This window comes from Pseudarthrobacter sp. NBSH8, assembly GCF_014217545.1.
GTDB lineage: Bacteria > Actinomycetota > Actinomycetes > Actinomycetales > Micrococcaceae > Arthrobacter.
In genome coordinates this window covers 1,899,920-1,919,826 of sequence record NZ_CP043178.1, presented here as the reverse complement: position 1 = coordinate 1,919,826, position 19,907 = coordinate 1,899,920, and the positions used below count along the sequence as shown (strand labels likewise).

General features: G+C 64.1%; 18 protein-coding genes and 4 pseudogenes. 11 read left to right on the top strand and 11 right to left on the bottom strand.

What is annotated here, in order from left to right; all coding sequences use genetic code 11:
- Positions 1 to 13 precede the first annotated feature (13 nt).
- On the bottom strand, positions 14 to 727 hold the full coding sequence (locus FYJ92_RS08830) for a recombinase family protein (RefSeq protein WP_219729697.1): 714 nt from the start codon (positions 725 to 727) through the stop codon (positions 14 to 16).
- A gap of 165 nt (positions 728 to 892) precedes the next feature.
- Between FYJ92_RS08830 and FYJ92_RS08825 the strand changes: the two are divergent.
- Positions 893 to 2,039 (top strand): annotated as a pseudogene (locus FYJ92_RS08825) (IS3 family transposase).
- A gap of 111 nt (positions 2,040 to 2,150) precedes the next feature.
- Here FYJ92_RS08825 and FYJ92_RS08820 read toward each other — a convergent pair.
- Both FYJ92_RS08820 and FYJ92_RS18985 read right to left on the bottom strand, forming a co-directional pair.
- Positions 2,151 to 3,095 (bottom strand): TerC/Alx family metal homeostasis membrane protein, encoded by a 945-nt coding sequence (locus tag FYJ92_RS08820; protein ID WP_255482362.1) that lies wholly within the window; start codon positions 3,093 to 3,095, stop codon positions 2,151 to 2,153.
- A gap of 6 nt (positions 3,096 to 3,101) precedes the next feature.
- Complete coding sequence (locus FYJ92_RS18985; protein WP_255482361.1) at positions 3,102 to 3,239, bottom strand: hypothetical protein; 138 nt, start codon at positions 3,237 to 3,239, stop codon at positions 3,102 to 3,104.
- A 102-nt stretch (positions 3,240 to 3,341) separates the two neighbouring features.
- On the opposite strand from FYJ92_RS18985, the gene FYJ92_RS08815 reads away from it, so the two are divergent.
- Together FYJ92_RS08815 and FYJ92_RS08810 are read left to right on the top strand one after the other, a co-directional pair.
- The gene (locus FYJ92_RS08815; RefSeq protein WP_185263498.1) at positions 3,342 to 3,689 is read left to right on the top strand and encodes a helix-turn-helix domain-containing protein; all 348 of its coding nucleotides are present in this window, start codon (positions 3,342 to 3,344) and stop codon (positions 3,687 to 3,689) included.
- Positions 3,690 to 4,362: 673 nt separating this feature from the next.
- The gene (locus FYJ92_RS08810; protein WP_255482360.1) at positions 4,363 to 4,752 is read left to right on the top strand and encodes a universal stress protein; all 390 of its coding nucleotides are present in this window, start codon (positions 4,363 to 4,365) and stop codon (positions 4,750 to 4,752) included.
- 56 nt (positions 4,753 to 4,808) lie between these two features.
- Here the strand turns inward: FYJ92_RS08810 and FYJ92_RS08805 are convergent, their stop codons facing one another.
- The gene (locus tag FYJ92_RS08805; RefSeq protein WP_185263496.1) at positions 4,809 to 5,111 is read right to left on the bottom strand and encodes a transcriptional regulator; all 303 of its coding nucleotides are present in this window, start codon (positions 5,109 to 5,111) and stop codon (positions 4,809 to 4,811) included.
- 5 nt (positions 5,112 to 5,116) lie between these two features.
- On the bottom strand, positions 5,117 to 6,061 hold the full coding sequence (locus FYJ92_RS08800) for a sodium-dependent bicarbonate transport family permease (RefSeq protein WP_185263495.1): 945 nt from the start codon (positions 6,059 to 6,061) through the stop codon (positions 5,117 to 5,119).
- 351 nt (positions 6,062 to 6,412) lie between these two features.
- Here FYJ92_RS08800 and FYJ92_RS08795 point away from each other — a divergent pair, with 351 nt between their 5' ends.
- A complete protein-coding gene (locus FYJ92_RS08795) occupies positions 6,413 to 7,288 on the top strand; it encodes a DUF6671 family protein (protein ID WP_185263494.1) in 876 nt (291 codons plus the stop codon).
- An 81-nt stretch (positions 7,289 to 7,369) separates the two neighbouring features.
- Positions 7,370 to 9,073, top strand: coding sequence for a dihydroxy-acid dehydratase (gene ilvD / locus FYJ92_RS08790; protein ID WP_185263493.1), 1,704 nt, complete (start codon positions 7,370 to 7,372; stop codon positions 9,071 to 9,073).
- A 287-nt stretch (positions 9,074 to 9,360) separates the two neighbouring features.
- On the opposite strand, the pseudogene FYJ92_RS08785 reads toward ilvD, so the two are convergent.
- Positions 9,361 to 9,710 (bottom strand): annotated as a pseudogene (locus FYJ92_RS08785) (recombinase family protein); the annotation flags it as partial.
- A gap of 279 nt (positions 9,711 to 9,989) precedes the next feature.
- Here FYJ92_RS08785 and FYJ92_RS08780 point away from each other — a divergent pair.
- The 5 genes from FYJ92_RS08780 (at position 9,990) to FYJ92_RS08760 (ending at position 14,832) form a co-directional block, all read left to right on the top strand.
- Positions 9,990 to 10,709, top strand: a complete 720-nt coding sequence (locus FYJ92_RS08780; protein ID WP_185263492.1) for an LppX_LprAFG lipoprotein — start codon at positions 9,990 to 9,992, stop codon at positions 10,707 to 10,709.
- A complete protein-coding gene (locus FYJ92_RS08775; protein ID WP_304632774.1) occupies positions 10,670 to 12,256 on the top strand; it encodes an MFS transporter in 1,587 nt (528 codons plus the stop codon). Before FYJ92_RS08780 ends, FYJ92_RS08775 begins: the two co-directional genes overlap by 40 nt.
- A gap of 422 nt (positions 12,257 to 12,678) precedes the next feature.
- On the top strand, positions 12,679 to 13,449 hold the full coding sequence (locus FYJ92_RS08770; protein WP_255482359.1) for a CHRD domain-containing protein: 771 nt from the start codon (positions 12,679 to 12,681) through the stop codon (positions 13,447 to 13,449).
- Positions 13,450 to 13,481: 32 nt separating this feature from the next.
- Positions 13,482 to 14,126 (top strand): class F sortase, encoded by a 645-nt coding sequence (locus FYJ92_RS08765; RefSeq protein WP_185263491.1) that lies wholly within the window; start codon positions 13,482 to 13,484, stop codon positions 14,124 to 14,126.
- Between the two features lie 52 nt (positions 14,127 to 14,178).
- Positions 14,179 to 14,832: a hypothetical protein gene (locus tag FYJ92_RS08760; RefSeq protein ID WP_185263490.1), complete on the top strand. Its 654-nt coding sequence runs from the start codon at positions 14,179 to 14,181 to the stop codon at positions 14,830 to 14,832.
- 126 nt (positions 14,833 to 14,958) lie between these two features.
- On the opposite strand, the pseudogene istA reads toward FYJ92_RS08760, so the two are convergent.
- Together istA and FYJ92_RS18975 are read right to left on the bottom strand one after the other, a co-directional pair.
- A pseudogene (gene istA / locus FYJ92_RS18980) lies at positions 14,959 to 16,401 on the bottom strand (IS21 family transposase); the annotation flags it as partial.
- A 148-nt stretch (positions 16,402 to 16,549) separates the two neighbouring features.
- Positions 16,550 to 16,660: pseudogene (locus FYJ92_RS18975) on the bottom strand (aldo/keto reductase); the annotation flags it as partial.
- A gap of 137 nt (positions 16,661 to 16,797) precedes the next feature.
- Between FYJ92_RS18975 and bioB the strand changes: the two are divergent.
- Positions 16,798 to 17,823 (top strand): biotin synthase BioB, encoded by a 1,026-nt coding sequence (gene bioB / locus FYJ92_RS08750; RefSeq protein ID WP_185263489.1) that lies wholly within the window; start codon positions 16,798 to 16,800, stop codon positions 17,821 to 17,823.
- 26 nt (positions 17,824 to 17,849) lie between these two features.
- Here bioB and FYJ92_RS08745 read toward each other — a convergent pair whose 3' ends face one another.
- From FYJ92_RS08745 to FYJ92_RS08735, 3 genes are read right to left on the bottom strand one after another with little or no spacing between them, the layout of a single operon-like run.
- Complete coding sequence (locus FYJ92_RS08745; RefSeq protein WP_185263488.1) at positions 17,850 to 18,119, bottom strand: hypothetical protein; 270 nt, start codon at positions 18,117 to 18,119, stop codon at positions 17,850 to 17,852.
- Positions 18,095 to 18,904, bottom strand: coding sequence for a glucosamine-6-phosphate deaminase (gene nagB, locus FYJ92_RS08740; RefSeq protein ID WP_185263487.1), 810 nt, complete (start codon positions 18,902 to 18,904; stop codon positions 18,095 to 18,097). Before nagB ends, FYJ92_RS08745 begins: the two co-directional genes overlap by 25 nt.
- On the bottom strand, positions 18,885 to 19,907 hold the full coding sequence (locus FYJ92_RS08735) for an N-acetylglucosamine-6-phosphate deacetylase (RefSeq protein WP_185263486.1): 1,023 nt from the start codon (positions 19,905 to 19,907) through the stop codon (positions 18,885 to 18,887). The genes nagB and FYJ92_RS08735 overlap by 20 nt, the downstream gene beginning before the upstream one ends.

Sequence of the window (19,907 nt, the reverse complement as noted above, 5' to 3'; positions counted from 1 at the left end):
CGGGCGTGGTGGCTCATTCCTCCGATGGCACGGCCTTCTCGCCGTGCTCACGGAACATACGCAGCACCGTCGCCGGCGATGGGTGCCCACCCTTCCTCCTGCCCGTTGCAATGACCAGCCGGCCTGCGATATCGCGCAGACTATGCTGCTGCTCGCGCAAGTACAACGCGAGGGCGAGCATCGCCTCGTCGGTCACCGATGCCCCGCCAATCGTCTTGCCCCGCGCCCGGGCAGACTCGTGCCCCTCCAAGGTGCGGGTACGAATGTACTCACGTTCCATTCCCGACAACGCCGCAAGCACCGTGAACACGACCCCCGACGGGTCGTGCAGGCCCTGCAACTCCCCGGAGAGGAACTCCAAGCCGATACCGGACGCCTTCAACCGCTCGGCGAGCATCGCCAGTTCCAGGCCGCGGCCGAGCCGCTTGTGCTCGTGTACCACGATGGTGGCTGCCACACCGGAAACCCGCATTTCCCCAGCCAGGGCCACCGCACGCTCGAGCTCGGGCCGCTTCGTCGCCCTGGTCGAGATCTTCTCCGAAAACACCCGGGCAACCCCGGCCCGCTTGAGCGAGTCGAGCTGGGCGTCCAGCGACTGCCGCACGGTCGAGGCACGGGCATACCCGATGCGCACATGCCCCGCCGGCGCGGCATCGGCTGCGACCGGGCGCGGCAACTCGACCCAAACCGACCCCGGCCGGCGAGCCGGCAATGTCGGAACACTCAAAGCCTTCGCCAACGAGGGCACAAGCCGGAACCGGGACGTGTGGTACTGGACCGCAACTTTCCCCCGACCCGTCCGACAAGGCGACTGGTTGGGTCCCCAGGTAGAAGTCCAGTGTCTGTGTGAGTTTCGTGTCCGAGAATGGACACAGGAGGAAATTCACGAATCATGGCACGCAGACACACCCCCGATCAGGTCATCGCCAAAGTCCGGCAGGGCCAGAAAATGCTCAATGACGGGCGCCCGATGGTCGAAGTCATCAAGGAGCTCCAGGTCACCGAGGCGACCTGGTACCGCTGGCTGAACCAGTACGGCTCCGAAAAGAACGCCGAGGCGTCCAAACGGACCAAGGAGCTGGAGAAGGAGAACGCCCGACTCAAGCGCCTCCTGGCAGAGAAGGAACTGGCCATCGACATCCTCAATGAGGTGGCCAAGGGAAAATTCTGAGCCCCGAACCCCGCCGCCGTGCCGTGCGCATGGCGGTGGAGAAGTTCGGGGCATCCGAACGCTTCGCCTGCGCGCTCCTGGGCCAGAACCGGTCCGCGTTCCGCAAGAAGAAACCCGACATGGGCTTCGAGGAAGCCCAGCTCCGGGCAGCCCTGCGCGCCGTCGCCGGGAAGCACCCCGCTTGGGGCTGGCGGAAGGCCCGCTGGCACCTGCTGGCCCAGCCGGACTGGGACGGCGTGGCGCTGAACAGGAAGCGGGTGCAACGGCTCTGGCGCGACGAAGGGCTGACCTGTAAACCCAGGGCGCGGAAGAAGCGCCGCACCGGGCCCGGCGCCGGGGAGCAGAAACGGCTCACGGCCGAGTACCCGATGCACGTGGTCAGCTTCGACTTCCAGTCCGACGTGACCTCCTGCGGCCGGCACATCCGGTTCTTCAACGTCATCGACGAATACACCCGCACCGCGCTGGCCATCATCCCGCGGCGGTCATTCAAAGCCACCGACGTCGTCGCGGTACTGGAGAACATCATCGCCGAAACCGGCACCGCCCCGACCTACATCCGGTGCGACAACGGGCCCGAATTCACCGCGGCCGCCCTGATCGACTGGTGCAACACCGCCGGGGTCGACACCGCATTCATCGACCCGGGATCACCCTGGCAGAACGGCTTCATCGAATCCTTCAACGCCCAATTCAGAAGGAACAACTCTCCGGAGAAATCATGGACACCATGGCCGAAGCGAAGTATTTGGCCGACGAATGGAAAGCTATCTACAATCATGAACGGCCCCACGGATCCCTGAACGGCATGACGCCGAAACGCTACTGGGAAACGTGGACCGAAAAAACCACATTAGCTATCGCATAGACGCTGGACTGCTAACGGGGGCCCAACCATGGGAGGCAACGCATTCGTAGCTGCCGAAGCGCGAGAGCCATCGTGGATCGTGCACCCCGACGTCTGTTCCCAGGATATTCGTCACCATCGAGCGGAGACGGTCGAAGTCCTCAGCCTGATCGCCAAGCGGGCCACTAACCCTCGCTGCCGCCACTGACCGTTCCAATGTTGCTCAGGCCCCGAGTCGGAAGTATCCTCCGCTGTGAGAGATCCTGCGTGGGCACGGGCTGTGGGGTCTCTGTGGACTTTGATCAGGCTTGCGATGGTGGTCACTGTCAGGGCGGCTGCGATGACGATGAGGCTGGTGTTGGTGCTGATTTCCGGTACCCGGCCGTCGAGGCCATGGCCCCAGTGCAGGACGAGTTTCACGCCGATGAATGCCAGGATGAGCGCCAGGCCGGTGGAGAGGTAGACCAGGCGGTCCAGGAGCCCCTTGACGAGGAAGAACAGTGCCCGCAGCCCGAGCAGGGCGAAGGCGTTCGCGGTGAAGACATTGTAGGGTTCGGCGGTGATGCCGAAAATGGCCGGGATTGAGTCGAGCGCGAACAGCAGGTCTGTGCTGCCGATTGCGAGCAGCACAATGAACAGGGGCGTCACTGCCCGGCGTCCGGCGCTGCGCGTGAACATCCTGCCACCCTCGTAGTCCTTTGTGACGGTGAGCGCGCGGCGGGCCACACGGACCAGCACGTTGTCATGGACATCCGGGTCGGCGTTGCGGTGCCGGTAAAGCTGCACAGCCGTCACAATCAGGACCAGGCCGAAGATCAGGAACATGAAGGAGAACAGCTGGAGCAGTGCTGCGCCCAGGGCGATGAAGGTCGCCCGCAGGACCAGGGCCATTGCTATTCCGAAGATCAGGACCTTCTGCTGGTACTTCTCGGGCACGGCGAAGGTCGACATGATGATCACGAAGACGAAGAGGTTATCGATGGAGAGGCTTTTTTCGACGATGTAGCCGGCGAAGTATTCCGCGCCGTAGTCCCAGCCCACCTGTATTGCGAAGACCAGTCCGAACGCAACGGCCACGGCAATTTACAGCACGGATGAAATTACGGCCTCGAGGAACTTGACAGCGTGCGGCCGAGCGGCAGCCAGTCCAAGGTCCAGGGCGAGCAGCCCGAGAATAAGTCCGATGGTGAGCATCCAGCGAAGTGCACTGACTTCGAGCATTGGTGGCCTTTCTTGTCATCATCTGAAACTGACTGATTGCTTTCCCTGCGCTCCCTGCCGCCGACCGGGCGTCTGCGGGCCCGATCGACTATTGTCCTTGAAATGGCAACCAATGATTTTGACTCAGGGACACCCGCCGTGCCCGCCGGCGAGACGCGGTGGACGTTCCTCACCAACCACGCCCACGTCCTTCTTACCATCGCCCGTGACCCGCAGATCCGCATGCGCGACGTCGCCGCCCGGGTGGGTGTGACGGAGCGCGCGGCGCAGAAGATCGCAGCTGAACTTGTCGAGGCCGGCTATATCACCAGGACGCGTACCGGGCGGCGCAACAGCTACACCGTCGCCACCGGCCGCCCCTTCCGCCATCCCGTTGATGCCGGTCACGAACTGGACGAGCTCCTCGCGGTCCTCGTCCCTGAACCCACCTCCCGCATCATAGACACCTGAACTGAAATTCGCTAATCTAATTTCATTGGTTGAATCATACGCTACCGCACGGGGTGATGGGGTTGGCTGGCTGGAGTGTCTGCGGCACGGCCGGGCGGCGGTTTGGAAGGAGCCCGCTCTTGAATAATCGAGAGGCTCGTTCCGGGCCCAGGCCTCCGGGCGGTGTTCCCGCCGGCGTAGCTGGTTCCGCGGTGCCGGTCTATCTCATCGTCATCGCCGCTGAGTCGGACGGTGCCGATGTTCTGTTAGCTGCGGCCCCGCAGGCGCGCGCCGTTGGGGCCCACTTGCTGATCGCTCTTGTCCGGCCCCGTTTGGGCTTCACGACCGACGCCGCCCTGGTTCGGTCCGTCAGTGCGCACAGGACGCAGGAGGTACTCCGGTTGGACCGTCTTGGGCGCCGGGTCTTGGGCGATACCGGGGTCACGTTTGAAACTGTCCTGATGACCTACCGGGGCGGCGGCTCTGCATCGGGGCAGGCCCGCCGTGTGGCCGCAGCATTGGATCGCCTGTGCCGCGGCCGTGGTGCCGTCCGGTGGCCGACCCCCGGTGCAGTTGCGTCCCTCGGCAAGGAGAACCATCGGTGACCCGGGAAAGCCCGGGTCACGGGTTGGAACCGGCGCCAGGCAACAGCATTGTGGTCGGGCATGATGGATCTTACTGCGCAGATTATGCCTTGGACACGGCGCTTGGACTTGCTGATCAGCTGCGGGCAGCCGCTGTCATCGTCATCGTGCGGGCCTGGTCCATCGCTACCGCCCCGCAGCCACCCGGGTGGAAGTTCGGATACGTGTCGTCCTTTGATGAGTACGCTGCGGCGGTGCATGGGGAACTCGTGCGGGATGCACGCATGATCATGGACCAATATCCCAGGGTCGCCATTAGCTACAGGGCAGTTCACTCCGGCACGGCCAAGAGCCTCATCGATATCTCACGGGACGCCCGCATGCTGGTTGTCGGATCGCGGGGTCGTGGCGGGCTTGCCGGGATGTTGCTCGGCTCCGTAAGTGACCAGTGTGTCCGGCATGCGGTCTGTCCGGTCCTGGTGGTGCGTCCCCGCAGCTGAAGCCCCTGCGCTCAGGCCTTTCGCTGGATCCTGTGCGGGCCCGGTGCGGTCGGGGTCTAGAATTTCTCCGGGCGCAGGACTTCGATGTCGCTCACGAACAGGATCATGGCGTAGTCCTGGTAGTAGTGCTCCCGGAGGTAGTCGGCAATCGCGCCGGCTGTCTGGTCGTCGCACACCACCTCGATGCGGATGTTGCTGTTCGCGTCCCAGCCCGCACTCCGGACGCCGCGGTGGCCTTTTCCGCGGGCATCGGTAATGGTGTATCCGTGGGCATTGAGCCTGTCGATGTCACGGGTGAGGGTGGCCTCGAGTGCTGCTTCGGTGATGACTGTCAATAGCTTGCGCGTATGGCTTTGCATCTGCCCTATCCTTTCGCGAATGTGTGTGCCCACACGGCCAGTGCATGGTAGATCGGGATACCAAACAGTACATTGAACGGGAAAGTGATCCCCAGCGAGGCTGCCAGCGACAGGGTGGGGTTGGCCTCGGGTACGGAGATGCGCATGGCCGCCGGGACCGCGATGTATGAGGCACTCGCCGCCAGTGTCGCAAGAACCGCGGTGCCGCCGATGGATAGTCCAAGGGCCCAGCCCAGTCCGGTCCCTACCAGGGCGGAAAAAAGCGGCATGCCAATTCCAAAGGCCATCAGGAATGGTCCGTACCGGCGCAGGCTTCCGATCTGGGTCGCGGTGATCAGCCCCATCTCCAGCAGGAACAGGGCCAGGATCCCCTTGAACAGATCGAAGAACAGCGGCTCGATCGACGATAAACCGTCCGGCCCGGCTGCCCAGCCGATGAGCAGCCCGCCCAGTAGCAGCACAATGCTTTTGCCCAGGAACACTTCGTGGGCGACCGACCTCCACCGGGTTTCGCGTGAGAGGCCCCGGGCGAGGACAACTCCCACGATGATGGCCGGCACTTCTAGGAGTACCAGGAGCAGCGGCATGTGTTCTTCGAAGGCGATCTGACGGCTGCCAAGATACGCGATGGCCACCGCGTAGGTGCCTACGCTCACCGATCCGTAGTGGGCGGCGATGGAAGCGGCATCCGCGCGTTTGAAACGGCCCAGGTAGCGCAGCACGGGGAAGGCGGCCAGTGAGAGGAAGAACCCCAGTGCCACCACGGCCAGCATTTGCGGCAGCAGGCTGCCGAAAGGCTGCCTGGCCAGTTCGATACCGCCCTTGAGGCCGATGGCCAGCAACAGCACAATGCTGACGAACTCGTAGATCGCAGCCGGCAGACGCAGCTCCGAACGCAGCAGGCCCGCCGTGGCACCGAGCAGGAAGAAAAGGATGATGGGATCGATCATGCGGTGACTCTCTTGTTCGTTTCCGGCTGTTGTGAAACCGGAGCGCGGTCAACGGCCCATACCTGCATCGTTTGGCTGTAATCCCTTCGACGCCACCGGTAGGCCGACAGTCCCATTAATACACGCTATATGATTCATGAGACAAACTTCATGTATTCTGGTACGTAACATCTGCGGTTGCGGGACGGCCACAGGGACTTTTCCACCTCATCGCGTGCACATGACAGGTGTGCTGTGAAAACGTCGGCAAGGGGTGAGGAGAATTGCAGGAGCAGCAGCCGTCACCGGATGTGCCACTCATCCCGCAAACCTGCGGTTCCCAGTCGTTCCCCCTGGAGTGAAAGGTCAGTTGTGATCAGCACTGAGTCCGGCAATTCAACCCCGCCTTCCGTCTATTCCGGTGAACGGATTTCTCTGCTTACCCAGCATGGCAAGGAGCGGGTGATCGTCCCGGTGCTCGAGCGTGCGCTCGGCTGCCGGCTCGAACACGTCACGGGCTACGACACGGATCTGCTCGGTACTTTCACCCGCGAGGTCCCCCGCGCCGGCTCACAGCTCGAGGCTGCGCGCAAGAAGGCGCAGGTGGGCATGGAATTGTCGGGTTTGCCGCTGGGTATCGCCAACGAGGGCTCGTTTGGCCCGGATCCGGCCATGGGGATGTTCCCCTGGAACATCGAACTCATGATCTGGATCGACAGTGAGCGCGAACTGGAGGTCGTTGGAACAGCCGAAGGCAAGACGAACTTCTTCCACCTACTGACCGCGGACTGGGCGGAGGCCCAAACGTTCGCCCGCGAATCGAAGTTCCCCGAACACCACCTGGTCGTTCGCCCGGACGGCGAGCACGACCCCCGCATGCATAAAGGAATCGCCGCCTGGCCCGAGCTGGAGCTCGCCTTTTCGAGGGCGCTGGCCCGATTGGCCAACGGCAAGGTTTTTCTCGAGACCGACATGCGCGCCAACGCCAATCCGACGCGCATGGAAACAATCCGTCTCGCGGCCGAAAACCTCGCACAGAAACTTCGCTCCAGATGTCCGTCCTGCGACACCCCGGGATTCTGGAAAGTGGAGCGGGTGGCAGGACTCCCGTGCACGGGCTGCGGCGAGCCAACGAGCGAGACCCGCGCCGAGATTCATGGATGCCTCACCTGCGGGCACCGCTCCACCCGCTACGTAACCGACCCACCACGCGCTGACCCGCGTTTTTGCGGATATTGCAACCCTTGACCCTGCCCAAACCTGGACGCGTCCCATTGCCCAACGCGTTCAGGGCGATACGTAGCTTCAAATCAACACCGGAGGAAAGATATGCAACCATCACAATCAGTGGACCTCAAGCCGCGGAGTCGGGCTGTCACCGACGGGATCCATGCTGCCCCCGCGCGCGGTATGTTCCGGGCTGTCGGTATGGGGGACGATGACTTCGCCAAGCCCCAGATCGGCGTTGCCAGTTCCTGGAATGAAATCACTCCCTGCAACCTCTCCCTGAACCGGCTGGCCCAGGGAGCCAAGGAAGGCGTCCACGCAGGCGGCGGTTTCCCGATGCAGTTCGGCACCATCTCCGTCTCCGACGGCATCTCCATGGGCCACGAAGGCATGCACTTCTCCCTGGTTTCCCGTGAAGTCATTGCCGACTCCGTGGAAACCGTGATGCAGGCCGAGCGCATCGACGGCTCCGTCCTGCTCGCCGGCTGTGACAAGTCCCTGCCGGGCATGCTCATGGCTGCCGCCCGCCTGGACCTCGCCAGCGTCTTCCTGTACGCCGGCTCCATCATGCCGGGCTGGGTCAAGCTCGAGGACGGCTCCGAAAAAGAAGTCACCCTGATTGACGCCTTCGAAGCCGTGGGCGCCTGCGCCGCCGGCAAGATGAGCCTCGAAGACCTGACCCGCATTGAAAAGGCCATCTGCCCCGGCGAAGGCGCCTGCGGCGGTATGTACACCGCCAACACCATGGCGTGCATCGGCGAAGCCCTGGGCATGTCCCTCCCCGGCTCGGCCGCCCCGCCCTCGGCAGACCGCCGTCGTGATGAATTTGCGCGCAAGTCCGGCGAAGCGGTGGTGAACCTGCTCCGCCTCGGCATCACCGCCCGGGACATCATGACCAAGAAGGCGTTCGAAAACGCCATCGCCGTCACCATGGCCTTCGGTGGCTCCACCAACGCCGTCCTGCACCTGCTGGCCATCGCCCGCGAAGCAGAAGTCGAGCTGAACCTGGAGGACTTCAACCGCATCGGCGACAAGATCCCGCACCTGGGTGACCTGAAGCCGTTCGGCCGCTACGTCATGACTGACGTTGACAAGATCGGCGGTGTGCCGGTCATCATGCGGGCACTGCTCGACGCCGGGCTGCTGCACGGCGACTGCCTCACGGTCACCGGCAAGACCGTTGCCGAGAACCTCGCCGCGATCAACCCGCCGGACCTGGACGGCAAGATCCTGCGTGCCATGGACAACCCGATCCACAAGACCGGCGGCATCACCATCCTGCACGGCTCCATGGCGCCTGAAGGTGCGGTCGTGAAGAGCGCCGGCTTCGACGCCGACGTCTTCGAAGGCACCGCCCGTGTGTTCGAGCGTGAGCAGGGCGCCCTGGCCGCACTGGACCTGGGCCTGATCAAGGCCGGCGACGTTGTGGTCATCCGTTACGAGGGCCCCAAGGGCGGCCCGGGCATGCGCGAGATGCTCGCCATCACCGGCGCCATCAAGGGCGCCGGGCTGGGCAAGGACGTCCTGCTCCTCACCGACGGCCGCTTTTCCGGTGGAACCACAGGCCTGTGCATTGGCCACGTGGCACCGGAAGCTGTCGACGGCGGCCCCATCGCCTTCGTCAAGGACGGCGACCGGATCCGGGTCGACATCGCCGCCCGAAGCTTCGACCTGCTGGTCGACGACGCCGAACTCGAATCCCGCAAGATTGGCTGGGAGCCCCTCCCTGCCAAGTTCACCAAGGGCGTGCTCGCCAAGTACGCCAAACTGGTCCACAGCGCCAGCACAGGCGCCTACTGCGGGTAAAGAACAAGCACTTATTTACAGGTCCAAGGACGCTGACCACGTTGAAAATCACTCCAACCGGAGACGAGTGCAGAGGACTTATGAAATTCCGTGCAGACGACTTCGAAAAATGATACGTCTAGTCATAGAGCCGCACTGACTAACGTTTTGTCTTGTCATTTTCCGAAGTCGTCTGCACAACGGTCCTTGAGTTTTCGGGGTTGTGCAGCTGAGTGTGAACACTGGCTTTTCCGTACTCCTCTGCACAAGGCGCCCATTTGTTCCGTACTCCTCTGCACAATGAACACTTAGGCGGCAGTGTCACCGGAGCGCTCGATTGCCCGGTAGAGCGTGGACCTCGCTACGCTGAAGAGTTCAGCGATCTGCGCAGTGGTGTGTTCGCCCCGCTGGTAGACCTCGACCAGGTGCTTCTCCTGCGCCTTGGACAGGTTGGGCTGCTTACCGGGAGCCGACCGGCCGCTTTCGCGACCTGCATCCCTTCGCGAGTTCGTGAACGGATCAAGTCCGCCTCGAACTCAGCGACTATCGCCAACAAATTGAACAGCAGCCTGCCGACCGGGTCAGTCGGGTCGTCAACGGAACCGCCAATACTGAGCTCCACTTCACGGAGCGTGAGGTCGTCGACCATGTCTTTCGCAGCTGTGCAGCGAGTATGGAAATTTGTGCAGACGAGTTCGGAAAGTGACACCAACAGATGTCCCATGCGCGCAAATGTACCAATACCCGTCAACCATCAGAAGAACCGGCACGTAGAAACCGGCACTGAGTTTCGCTACAAAAATCGAGTGTGTATGGAATTTTTTATGTCATTTTCCGAAGTCGTCTGCACGGCCCACTACGTGTCCTTACGGGGAAGGTTCAGTGCAACACTCTCTTAGGGGTCCCCCACTATGATGCAGCCATGTATGATGCATCCATGTATAATGCAGCCCTGCAGGCCCGCCTTGGGGCGATCTTCGCGCCCCTCATCGTCGTCGTCGCCCTCGTTGCAGGGTGCACCGCCCCCTCCCCCTCCCCATCGCCGGAGGCCTCTCCCGACCCCGTTGCCCTGTTGAAAGAGTCGAGTGAGACCACCAAGGGGCAGACCAGCGCGCATCTCAAGCTCGCGGTTGAGGGCCAGATCGCCGGATTGCCGGTCGAGTTCATCGAGGGCGATCTCACACAGACTCCCGCGGTCGCCGCCAAGGGCACACTCGACATGATGCACCTTGGCCAGCGGCTCAAAGGGGTCGAGTTCGTGGTCTCCGACGGCAACCTCTGGGCCGCGATCACGTCGGGAGGCCGCCTGTCGAACTTCGGGCCGGCATCCAACATCTACGACGTCGCGACGATCCTGGACCCCGACGTGGGGCTGGCCAACGTGCTCGCCAACTTCTCCGATGCCAAGATCGACGGCCGCGAGACCGTCGAGGGCGTGGACTCTGTACGCATCACGGGCAACGTCACCGCGGACGCGGTCAACAAAATCTCCCCGCAGATCGGGGCGACGGGACCCGTGCCTGGCACCGTCTGGATCTCTGAGGGCGGCAACCGCGAGCTGATGCAGGCCCGGTTGGAGCCCAGCCCTGGTAACAGCGTCACAATGACCCTGTCCAAGTGGGGCGAACCGGTTACCGTCGACAAACCGGCAATGTGATCCTGGGCCCGCCCCCTGCCACCGGGCGGGTGTCGACCAACCGCCGCATCGCGATCAGCGCGGCCAGTCTCGCAGTAGCGCTGGGCGCGCTCGACACCTACGTCGTCGTCACGATCATGACCGACATCATGCGCGACGTCGGCATCGGAGTGAATCAGCTCCAACGGGTCACCCCGATCATCACCGGCTACCTGCTCGGCTACATCGCGGCGATGCCGCTACTGGGTCGGGCGTCGGACCGGTTCGGGCGGAAGATGCTCATCCAGGTCAGTTTGGCCGGCTTCGCGCTCGGATCGGTGGTCACGGCACTGTCGACTGATCTCACCGTGTTGGTCCTCGGCCGTACTCTCCAGGGCGCCGCCAGTGGCGCGCTGCTGCCGGTGACGATGGCCTTGGCCGCCGGACTGTGGGCTGCGCGCAAGCGCGCAGCTGTGCTCGGCGGTGTCGGTGCCGCACAGGAACTGGGCAGCGTGCTCGGCCCGGTGTACGGCATCGCCCTGGTCGGGCTGTTCCAGCATTGGCAGGCCGTTTTCTGGGTCAACGTGCCGCTTGCGGTGATCGCGATGGTGATGATCCACTTCAGCCTGCCCGGCCGGCAGAGAACCGATGATCCCCAGAAGGTCGACGTGCTCGGCGGTCTGCTGCTGGCCATCGCCCTGGGCCTGACCGTGATCGGGCTTTACAACCCCAAGCCCGACGGCAAGCTGGTGCTGCCCAGCTGGGGAATGCCGACGCTGATCGCCGCCGCCGTGGCGACCGTCGCGTTCTTCGTCTGGGAGAGGTTCGCCCGCACCCGCCTGCTGGAACCGGCGGGAGTGCACGTCAGACCGTTCCTGGCGGCAATTGGCGCGTCGATGGCCGCCGGCGCAGCGCTCATGGTGACGCTGGTCAACGTCGAGCTGTTCGGTCAGGGTGTCCTGGGTCAGGACCAGAACCAGGCCGCATTCCTGCTGCTGCGCTTCCTCGTCGCGCTGCCGGTTGCGGCGCTACTCGGCGGATGGCTGGCCACCCGGATCGGCGACCGGATCGTCGCGTTCACCGGCCTGTTCGTCGCCGCCGTGGGCTATCTGCTGATCTCGAAATGGCCCGTGGATGTGCTGACGGCACGACATGATCTCGGACTGTTCACCCTGCCGACACTGGACACCGACCTGGCGATCGCCGGACTCGGTCTCGGCCTGGTGATCGGCCCGCTGACGTCGGCGACACTTCGGGTGGTTCCCGCCGCCCAGCACGGGATCGGGTCGGCAGCGGTTGTGCTCGCCCGCATGATCGGCATGCTGCTCGGCATCGCGGCGCTGAGCGCATGGGGCCTCTACCGGTTCAACCAGCATCTGGCCAGCCTGCCCGCCAGTACGGGCGGCGACACACTCGCGGAACGGTTGTCAGCCGAGGCCGGCCGGGTCCGCGAGGCGTACGCCCTGCAGTACGGCGAGATCTTCTCGATCACCGCGATCGTGTGTGTGGTGGGCGCGGCGCTGGGTCTGCTGATCAGCGCGCGCGACGAGTACGCCGAGGAGCCAGACGCTGCGGGAGACCCTCAGTAGCGCTCGAGCCCGCAGCCCAGCACCTGAGGCTTGACGACCGGTCCGGATTCCTCTGAGCTCAAACGCCGCCAGACGTCACGGATGACGGCCTTGATACTGCGTGGATCGACCGGCGACAGCGGTCGCCGAAGCCATAGCCGGCGGACTGGCACTGACAGGCCTCGCTTTGCTGCAGCGAAAGACCCGCCGTGGACCGTGGATACAACCCCGGGGCAGGCGCCCATCAGCACTATGACGGTCGCAACCGTCCCGAAAGTAGTCCCGAAATAAAGAACCCTTTCAAGGTTACGCACCGGCCTTACGCCCCTACACTGTGGTATAAGACACATCCTCATTCAGCGGTGGGATGGTCTGCTTCGAAGTACTGGTGTCCCTTCCTTGGGGAGTCACCGTCACTCGCGCGTGTATGAGGAGATTTTCTAGTGAACAAGACACTCCGCTTTATGGCAGTACCTACCCTCGCTTTGGCCGCACTTGCCCTATCTGGATCGCCGGCCATGGCCGCTGACCAGTCCTACCAGTCCACCCTGGGCCAGCTCAACGGCAGCTCCGGTTCAGCCACCATCGAACTTCACGTCACGGGCAACCAGGCTCATGTCCTGCTGAACGTTTCGGGTATGCCCGCGACGTTCATGGACATGCCCTACCCGCACGTCCAGCACATCCACGGTGGAGCGCAGGGTACCTGTCCGGATCCTTCGGCCGACAAGGATGGTGACCAGGTTATCTCCACGACCGAAGGCGCACCCAGCTATGGCGGCATCGTCACCACCCTCTCCACCAGCGGTGACACCAGCCCCGCAGCTGGCCTTGACATCAAAGCCGCCGGCCAGGGCGCCGCTTACACGATTGACCGTACGTTCGAACTGAATGCTGAGACCAAGGCAGCCCTCGAAGCCGGCACCGCCGTCGTCGTCGTCCATGGCCTTGACCCGGCCACCCTCAGCCCGGCCGGCGCGGCAGCCAAGTCCGACCTCATCCCCGAACTGCCCCTGGCAGCAACGTCGCCGGCACTGTGCGGAACCCTGACGGCCGGACAGATGAAGATGCCCGCAGGTGGCGCTGAAACCGGCATCGCCCAGGAAACCGGCACCGACACCGGAGCACTCGCCATCGGCGGGGGGCTGGCCCTCATCGCTTTGGCCGGCGGCGCTTACGTTGTCCGTCGTCGCACCGCAGAATCAACCGCCTAAACACCGCTGATCGGTTAAACACTGTGAGACACATGAAGCCCGGCCGCCGTGGAGGTCTGAAGGCCACCACGGCAGCCGGGCTTCTGCTCGCCCTGGCCCTGACCGGCTGCAGCACCGGCACACAACGGGCCACTGCTCCTGCACCGCCGTCGGCAGCAGCCGCCACCGCCCAGCCTTCCCTGCCGGTGAGAACCCCGGCGGCCCCGGCCGGTCCGGTGATGCCTGCATCGCCTCCGGTCACGCTGAGTATCCCCGTGATCGATGTGCGCACTGACCTGCTGCATCTGGGGTTGCGGGAGAACGGGTCATTGGAAGTCCCCGAGGATACCGGCGACGGCACCCCGGCGTCCTGGTACGGCGGCTCCCCCACCCCTGGTGAGCGCGGACCCTCCGTAATACTGGGCCACGTCAACGCTTTGGGCGGAAACAAAGGTGTCTTCGCGGACCTCCAAAAGCTCAAAACCGGTGACGAGATCAGCGTTTCCCGCACCGATGGCAGCACGGCTGTGTTCACCGTTGACCGCGGGGCCCTCTACAGCAAGAACAGCTTCCCCACCTTCGAGGTCTATGGCAACACACCAGGCCCCGAGCTCCGGCTCATCACCTGCGACGGGTACGACCCCGCCACCGGACTCTTCGATGACAACTACGTCATCTACGCCAAACTCAAAGCCTGACAACCCCTCCGCCGGTCCCCCTTATCTGGACGGCGGCAAGGACGGACGAGGAATGAAACACCCCAACCCCCTGCTGGCCTCCCTGGCCCTGTCCACCCTCCTGCTCACCGGCTGCACCGCTGCAACCGGATCATCAGGAACAGCGCCGGCACCTACCTCAACCGTCTCCTCGCCAACGGATACTTCACCATCAGGTGACACGGCCGCAGCCGGCAGCCACGGCGGCGGGCACCACAACGAAGGGGACTCCTCCCCCGACCCCACCGTCGAGGGACCGAGCGAGGCCGCGAAAATGGTCTGCGGGGACCAGCCCATGGACCGGCTCACCTCCATCCTGGACCTGAAAGAGGACACCCACACAGTCAACAATTGGGCCGACAGCACCTTCACCTGCACCTACCACCTGGACGAAGGCGACCTGGTTATTTCGGTTATGGAAGCGAAGGACCAGGCCACGGCACTGACCTACTTTGACGCCCTGCAGGCCCTGGCTGAAAACGCTACGCCCATTCAGGGACTCGCCAACCTGGGGTTCCCGGCCTACGAAACCGCGGACGGGTCAGCAGTTTTCCAAAAAGACAGCTTCGTCCTTCATGTGGACGCTACGGACCTCCCCGCGAGTCTGGGACCGGAGAACATCACCCGCAACGCCCTGGCCTACCAGCTGTCCACCACCATCCTCGCCTGCTGGGTCGAACACCACTGACCCAATACTGCACAACAAAAAGCATCCACAGTCCATAACGAAGTAACAGTCACAGCGGTGCTCGGGAACATTCTCTTTTGCACCGGAATGGCAATCTGGCCGGACCCGCCCTGTTTGCCTTTCGGTGGCCATGCGCCTGGCTTCAACGGCGACGACGTCCGCACGGACGGCCCCGACATGCAAGGCTGCGGTGATCCCGGCGATGACGTCTTCGGCTTCCATGGCCCGGTGCAGGAGAAGGACGTCGATGAGTTGCCGGGTGGCTTCGGCATCGCCATCGGTCTTTCTGGCCGCAGCCCAGAAAGCGTCGTGGGCGGGGGTGAACCTTCCGGATTCCCGGGCCTGGGCCAGTGCCGTGGACCCGGGCAACGCACCCGGTTTTATCCTGAGGACTTCCAGGTAGTGGTCCAGCTTCACGCTTTGCCCGCCCCGGGCAACAGTCCTGGGATGGGCCGCGATCAGGGCCCTGCCATCGAAGATCCGCACCTCGGTAGCGCGCAGGGACACCCGAACTTTACGGTTGATGAACCGCACCGGCACCGAATACTTCGCTGAACGGACCGTCACCAACGCGGAACGTTCCACCCTGGGCGTGAGAATCAGGCCCGGATCGAAGTCTTCTGCCGGCAACGGAGCCAGCAAGGGCTGTTCAACAGCGAAGTCCTGCCCAATAGTGCGCAGACGCTGGGAAATCCGGCGGCGGTTCCCATTCTCGTCCCAGACCCGGATCCGGTCATTGAGCTTCACTAGGCTATCCACGGCCGGGACGGGGGTCAGGAAATTCCGCCGGAACTTTCCCACTTCACCTTCAACCCCGCCCTTTTCATGAACGCCGTGCAGTCCTGGCTCGCAGTAGAAAGCATCGAGCCCGAAGTGAGATTTGAATAGCACCCAGCGTTCGTTCTCGATACGTTGACGGCCGGCACCATAGATGACTTTCGTGACCGCGCTGGTCAGGTTGTCGTACCGGATATGCTTCCTCGGGATCCCGCCGATAGCGCTAAACGCTTCGATATGGCCTTCCAGCAATGCTTCCTGCCCGCAGGTGGGGCAGACACCATGGACAGATTTACCCGAGTTCGAAAGCCGGAACGCGAACATGTAGCACCGGGTCCTAACCCCGCCCAGATCCACCCACACGTCCCCAAAATCGACCTCGGCTTCAGCGCCGGGCGCGTGTTCCTGAGAGATGAACACTTCAACCGCTGCTTTCCCGGCCTCGAACGCAACCTCTGCACGGCGGGCCTTCACATACTGACGGACCGTCGAGTACGAGATCACAGCCTGATGCCCATCAACCAGACGATCGAAAACACGCTGCGCGGTATGGCGTTGCTTCCGTGGAGCATCAAGATCCACGACGAGCATGTCATCAATGACGGACCTGAAACGGTCCAGCTTCGGAGCCGCGCGGGCAGAGACTCTTCGGGCTGGTGGTTCAGCTGCAGCGAGGGCCTGACGGACAGTCCTGCGGGAAACCCGGTACTCCTTTGCCAGGGCACGGATTGATGATCCATGGACCCGGGCGTCCCGCCGGATCCTCGCAAATAGCTCCACCCTCAACTCCATCACTGCCTTCCACCGTCGGAAAAACAACCCTGATGAAATCAACGCTGGGGTGGGCTCAAGTCAAACTGCGATTCATCGACCGGCGAGCCGCCAAGTGGGCTCCAACCAAACTGCAGAAGTGGTCTCCAATCAAACTGCCATAATCACGGTCCGTGCCCAGGTTCTTACGCGACCGGTCCACCCACTGGCGGAAGTTGGCCAGGGTGTAGTTCTCGGGCTGCTGGTCCATGCGGCGCCCCATTGTGGTGGCCACCACAAGGGCCGCACACCAGAATCCGGGGTCCAATTTCAGCTTCATCGCTTTGTCGAAACCCGACAAAATCCCGCACCGAACTGAGAACTAGCGTTTGTTCCGAGGCAATATCCGCAGCTAAGCACCCCCAAAAAGGACTATTGATGACGATACAGCCAGACCTCCAGGCCAACCCCGGCACTATCCTCGGAACCGCCAGGACACAGGTCCTGGAGCAGGGGATCGGCCTCTCCGAAAGCCAGCTGGTGGAAATCCTGAGGCTGCCGGACCGGGATCTGCCCGCCGCCCTGCAGCTCGCCCACGAGGTCCGGCTGCGGCACTGCGGTGAGGACGTCGAGGTGGAGGGCATCATTTCCATCAAGACCGGCGGCTGCCCCGAAGACTGCCATTTCTGCAGCCAGTCCGGCCTGTTCGACTCCCCCGTCCGCGGCGTCTGGCTGGACATCCCCGAGCTGGTCAAGACCGCGAAAGAGACCGCTGCGACGGGAGCCACCGAATTCTGCATCGTCGCCGCCGTCCGCGGCCCGGACATCAAGCTCATGAACCAGATCAAGTTCGCCATCGACAGGATCAACGAGGCAGTAGACATCAACATCGCCTGCTCATTGGGCATGCTGACCCAGCGCCAGGTGGACCAGCTCGCCGCATGGGGCGTCCACCGCTACAACCACAACCTCGAAACCGCGCGCAGCTACTTCCCCGAGGTCGTCACCACGCACAGCTACGAGGAGCGCCTGGACACCTGCAACATGGTCAAGGCCGCAGGCATGGAACTGTGCTGCGGCGCCCTGATCGGCATGGGCGAATCCCTGGAACAGCGAGCGGAACTCGCAGCCCAGCTCGCGGCCCTGGAACCCCACGAAGTCCCGCTGAACTTCCTCAACCCCCGCCCCGGGACCCCGCTGGAAAACCAGGGCATCATGGATGGCAAGGACGCCCTCCGCGCCATCGCCGCGTTCCGGCTGGCGATGCCACGCACCGTGCTCCGCTACGCCGGCGGACGCGAGCTGACCCTCGGCGACCTCGGCACCCGCCAAGGCCTCATGGGCGGCATCAACGCCGTCATCGTGGGCAACTACTTGACCACACTGGGCCGCCCGGCAGACGCCGACCTGAACCTGCTCGTCGAGCTGAACATGCCTATCAAGGAACTCCAGAAGACATTATGATCCCCAACTCCCCAGGCTCGACGGGCTCAACCACCGGCTCCACCGCTGCGTTCTGTGGGCACTGCGGCGTACCGTCCGACGGCGGCGACAGCCCGGCGTCGGACGTTCACCACCGCTGCGGCGAACGCCTCGCAATGGAGCCGCCGCGTTACTGCGCCGCCTGCCGGCGGCGCATGAAAGTCCAGGTGACGCCGCTGGGCTGGACCGCCGAATGCTCCCGCCACGGAGTGCTCGCACCATGAGTGGCGAACGCCAGCCTCGGCATCCGTCTTCAGGTTGAAGAGCTGATCAGCCACGGTCTGGTAGGGGTCTGGCCGAGCTGGTCGTTGAACTCCTGCGCGTCCCGGTAGTACTCGAGCATGGAGAGCCGGGACGCGGCCGCCGGGTCAAGGAGGACCACGGCTCTCCGGTGAAGCTGCAGCACCGACGCCGGACAGTTGGCGCTGACCGGGCCCTCCACCATCGCCTGGACGGCGGCGGCCTTGTTCTCCCCCATCGCCACGAGGACGGCCAGCTTCGCCTCGAGGATGGTCCCCAGCCCCTGGGTCAGGCACAACCGCGGAACGCTGCCGTCCGGGAAGAACCGGGCGTTGTCAGTGCGGGTGGCCCCCGCCAGGGTCTTTACCCGGGTCCGCGAGGCAAGTGACGACGTCGGCTCGTTGAACCCGATGTGGCCGTTCGCGCCGATGCCCAGGATCTGGATGTCCACTCCCCCGGCCGCCGCAATCGCTGCGTCGTAGCGTTCTGCCTCGGCCACGAGGTCCGCCGCGTCGCCCTGCGGGGTGAAGAGCCGTTCCAGGGGCAGGCCAACCTGGTCAACGAACTCGCGCCGGATGGTGGAGTAGTACGACTGCCCATGTTCCTTCGGCAGTCCTGCGTACTCGTCGAGCGTGAAGCCGGTGACTTGGCCGAAGCTGAGCTGTTCCTCGCGGTGCCGCCGGATGAGCTCCTGGTAGGTGGAACTCGGGGAGCCTCCGGTGGCCAGGCCCAGGACCGCCGGTCCCCTCCGCACCCTGGCCTCGATGATGTCTGCCGCCCGGGCTCCTACGTGATCGACGGACTCACACAGAACTATCTGCACGGTCTTTCCTTTCCTGCGTTTGTGATGTGCCGGCACGATAGGCCTGCACGAGTTCAAGTTCGCCGGTGGCCACCAGTACGTCCGCGCGGTATCCCGCGGCGATGGCGCCAACCCTGGTGGGGCCCCGGTCAAGGCCCATCAGCCGGGCCGGAGTGGACGAAGCCGCCGCCACGGCGTCGGCGAGCGGAATCCCCCATTCGACGCAGCGGCGCTCGTTTTCCAGCAGGAAACTCGTGGCCCCGGCGATCGCTCCGGTTTCCTGCCCTTCCCCGGATTGGGTCCTGCCCGCCGGCGCCAGCCGCGCCACCCGGTCCTGGACCAGGACGTCCAGGCTGCCGAGGGTGTAGTGCCCATCGGACATTCCCGCCGCGGCCATCGCATCCGTGATGAGGGCAACGGAGCGGGGGGACAGGTGCGTGGCCGACCACTGGCGGTCAACGCCCCCAGCACCGCCATCAGCGCCCAGGACTTCCCGGGTGCGGGAAGCCGTTGCGGCGGTGTGGCCAAGGGAAGGCACGACGCCGTGTTCCCGGCAGAGCTGCACCAGCTCAGCAAAGTGCGGGGTTTCGGGGGCCAGGGTCAGTGACCGCACGGTCCCTCGCCCCGTTTCAAGCCACTGCTTCAGGAGCGCCGGATCGCCGTCGATGATGGCTGCAGGGTCCTGGGCCCCGCACATGCTCTTGGTGATGAACGGCCCTTCCAGGTGCAAGCCGGCCAGGGCGCCGTCTGCCACCACGTCCCGCAGCGCCGCGATCTGCTCCAGCAGCACGTGCGACGGCGCCGAAACGAGCGAGGCGAGTACCGACGTCGTGCCTTCCGAGGCGTGATGGGCGGCGGTCAGTCTGGCCCCGTCAGCGTCGGCGGAGAAGGTGTGCCCCACGGCACCGTGGCAGTGCACGTCCACGAGCCCGGGCAGGATCAGCGGCACCTGCCGGACCTCGGTGTCGAGTCCTGCCGGCAGGTCCGACGTCGGGCCGCACCACTGGATGGTTCCCCCGGCCAT

Excerpts from the sequence above, each read along its gene's own strand:
- FYJ92_RS08815 (WP_185263498.1), top strand. The coding sequence starts at position 3,342 with ATGGCAACCAATGATTTTGACTCAGGGACACCCGCCGTGCCCGCCGGC.
- bioB (WP_185263489.1), top strand. The coding sequence starts at position 16,798 with ATGACGATACAGCCAGACCTCCAGGCCAACCCCGGCACTATCCTCGGA.
- FYJ92_RS08760 (WP_185263490.1), top strand. The coding sequence starts at position 14,179 with ATGAAACACCCCAACCCCCTGCTGGCCTCCCTGGCCCTGTCCACCCTC.
- FYJ92_RS08735 (WP_185263486.1), bottom strand. The coding sequence starts at position 19,907 with ATGGCCGGGGGAACCATCCAGTGGTGCGGCCCGACGTCGGACCTGCCG.
- FYJ92_RS18985 (WP_255482361.1), bottom strand. The coding sequence starts at position 3,239 with ATGCTCGAAGTCAGTGCACTTCGCTGGATGCTCACCATCGGACTTATT.
- ilvD (WP_185263493.1), top strand. The coding sequence starts at position 7,370 with ATGCAACCATCACAATCAGTGGACCTCAAGCCGCGGAGTCGGGCTGTC.
- FYJ92_RS08780 (WP_185263492.1), top strand. The coding sequence starts at position 9,990 with ATGTATAATGCAGCCCTGCAGGCCCGCCTTGGGGCGATCTTCGCGCCC.
- FYJ92_RS08765 (WP_185263491.1), top strand. The coding sequence starts at position 13,482 with ATGAAGCCCGGCCGCCGTGGAGGTCTGAAGGCCACCACGGCAGCCGGG.
- FYJ92_RS08800 (WP_185263495.1), bottom strand. The coding sequence starts at position 6,061 with ATGATCGATCCCATCATCCTTTTCTTCCTGCTCGGTGCCACGGCGGGC.
- FYJ92_RS08805 (WP_185263496.1), bottom strand. The coding sequence starts at position 5,111 with ATGCAAAGCCATACGCGCAAGCTATTGACAGTCATCACCGAAGCAGCA.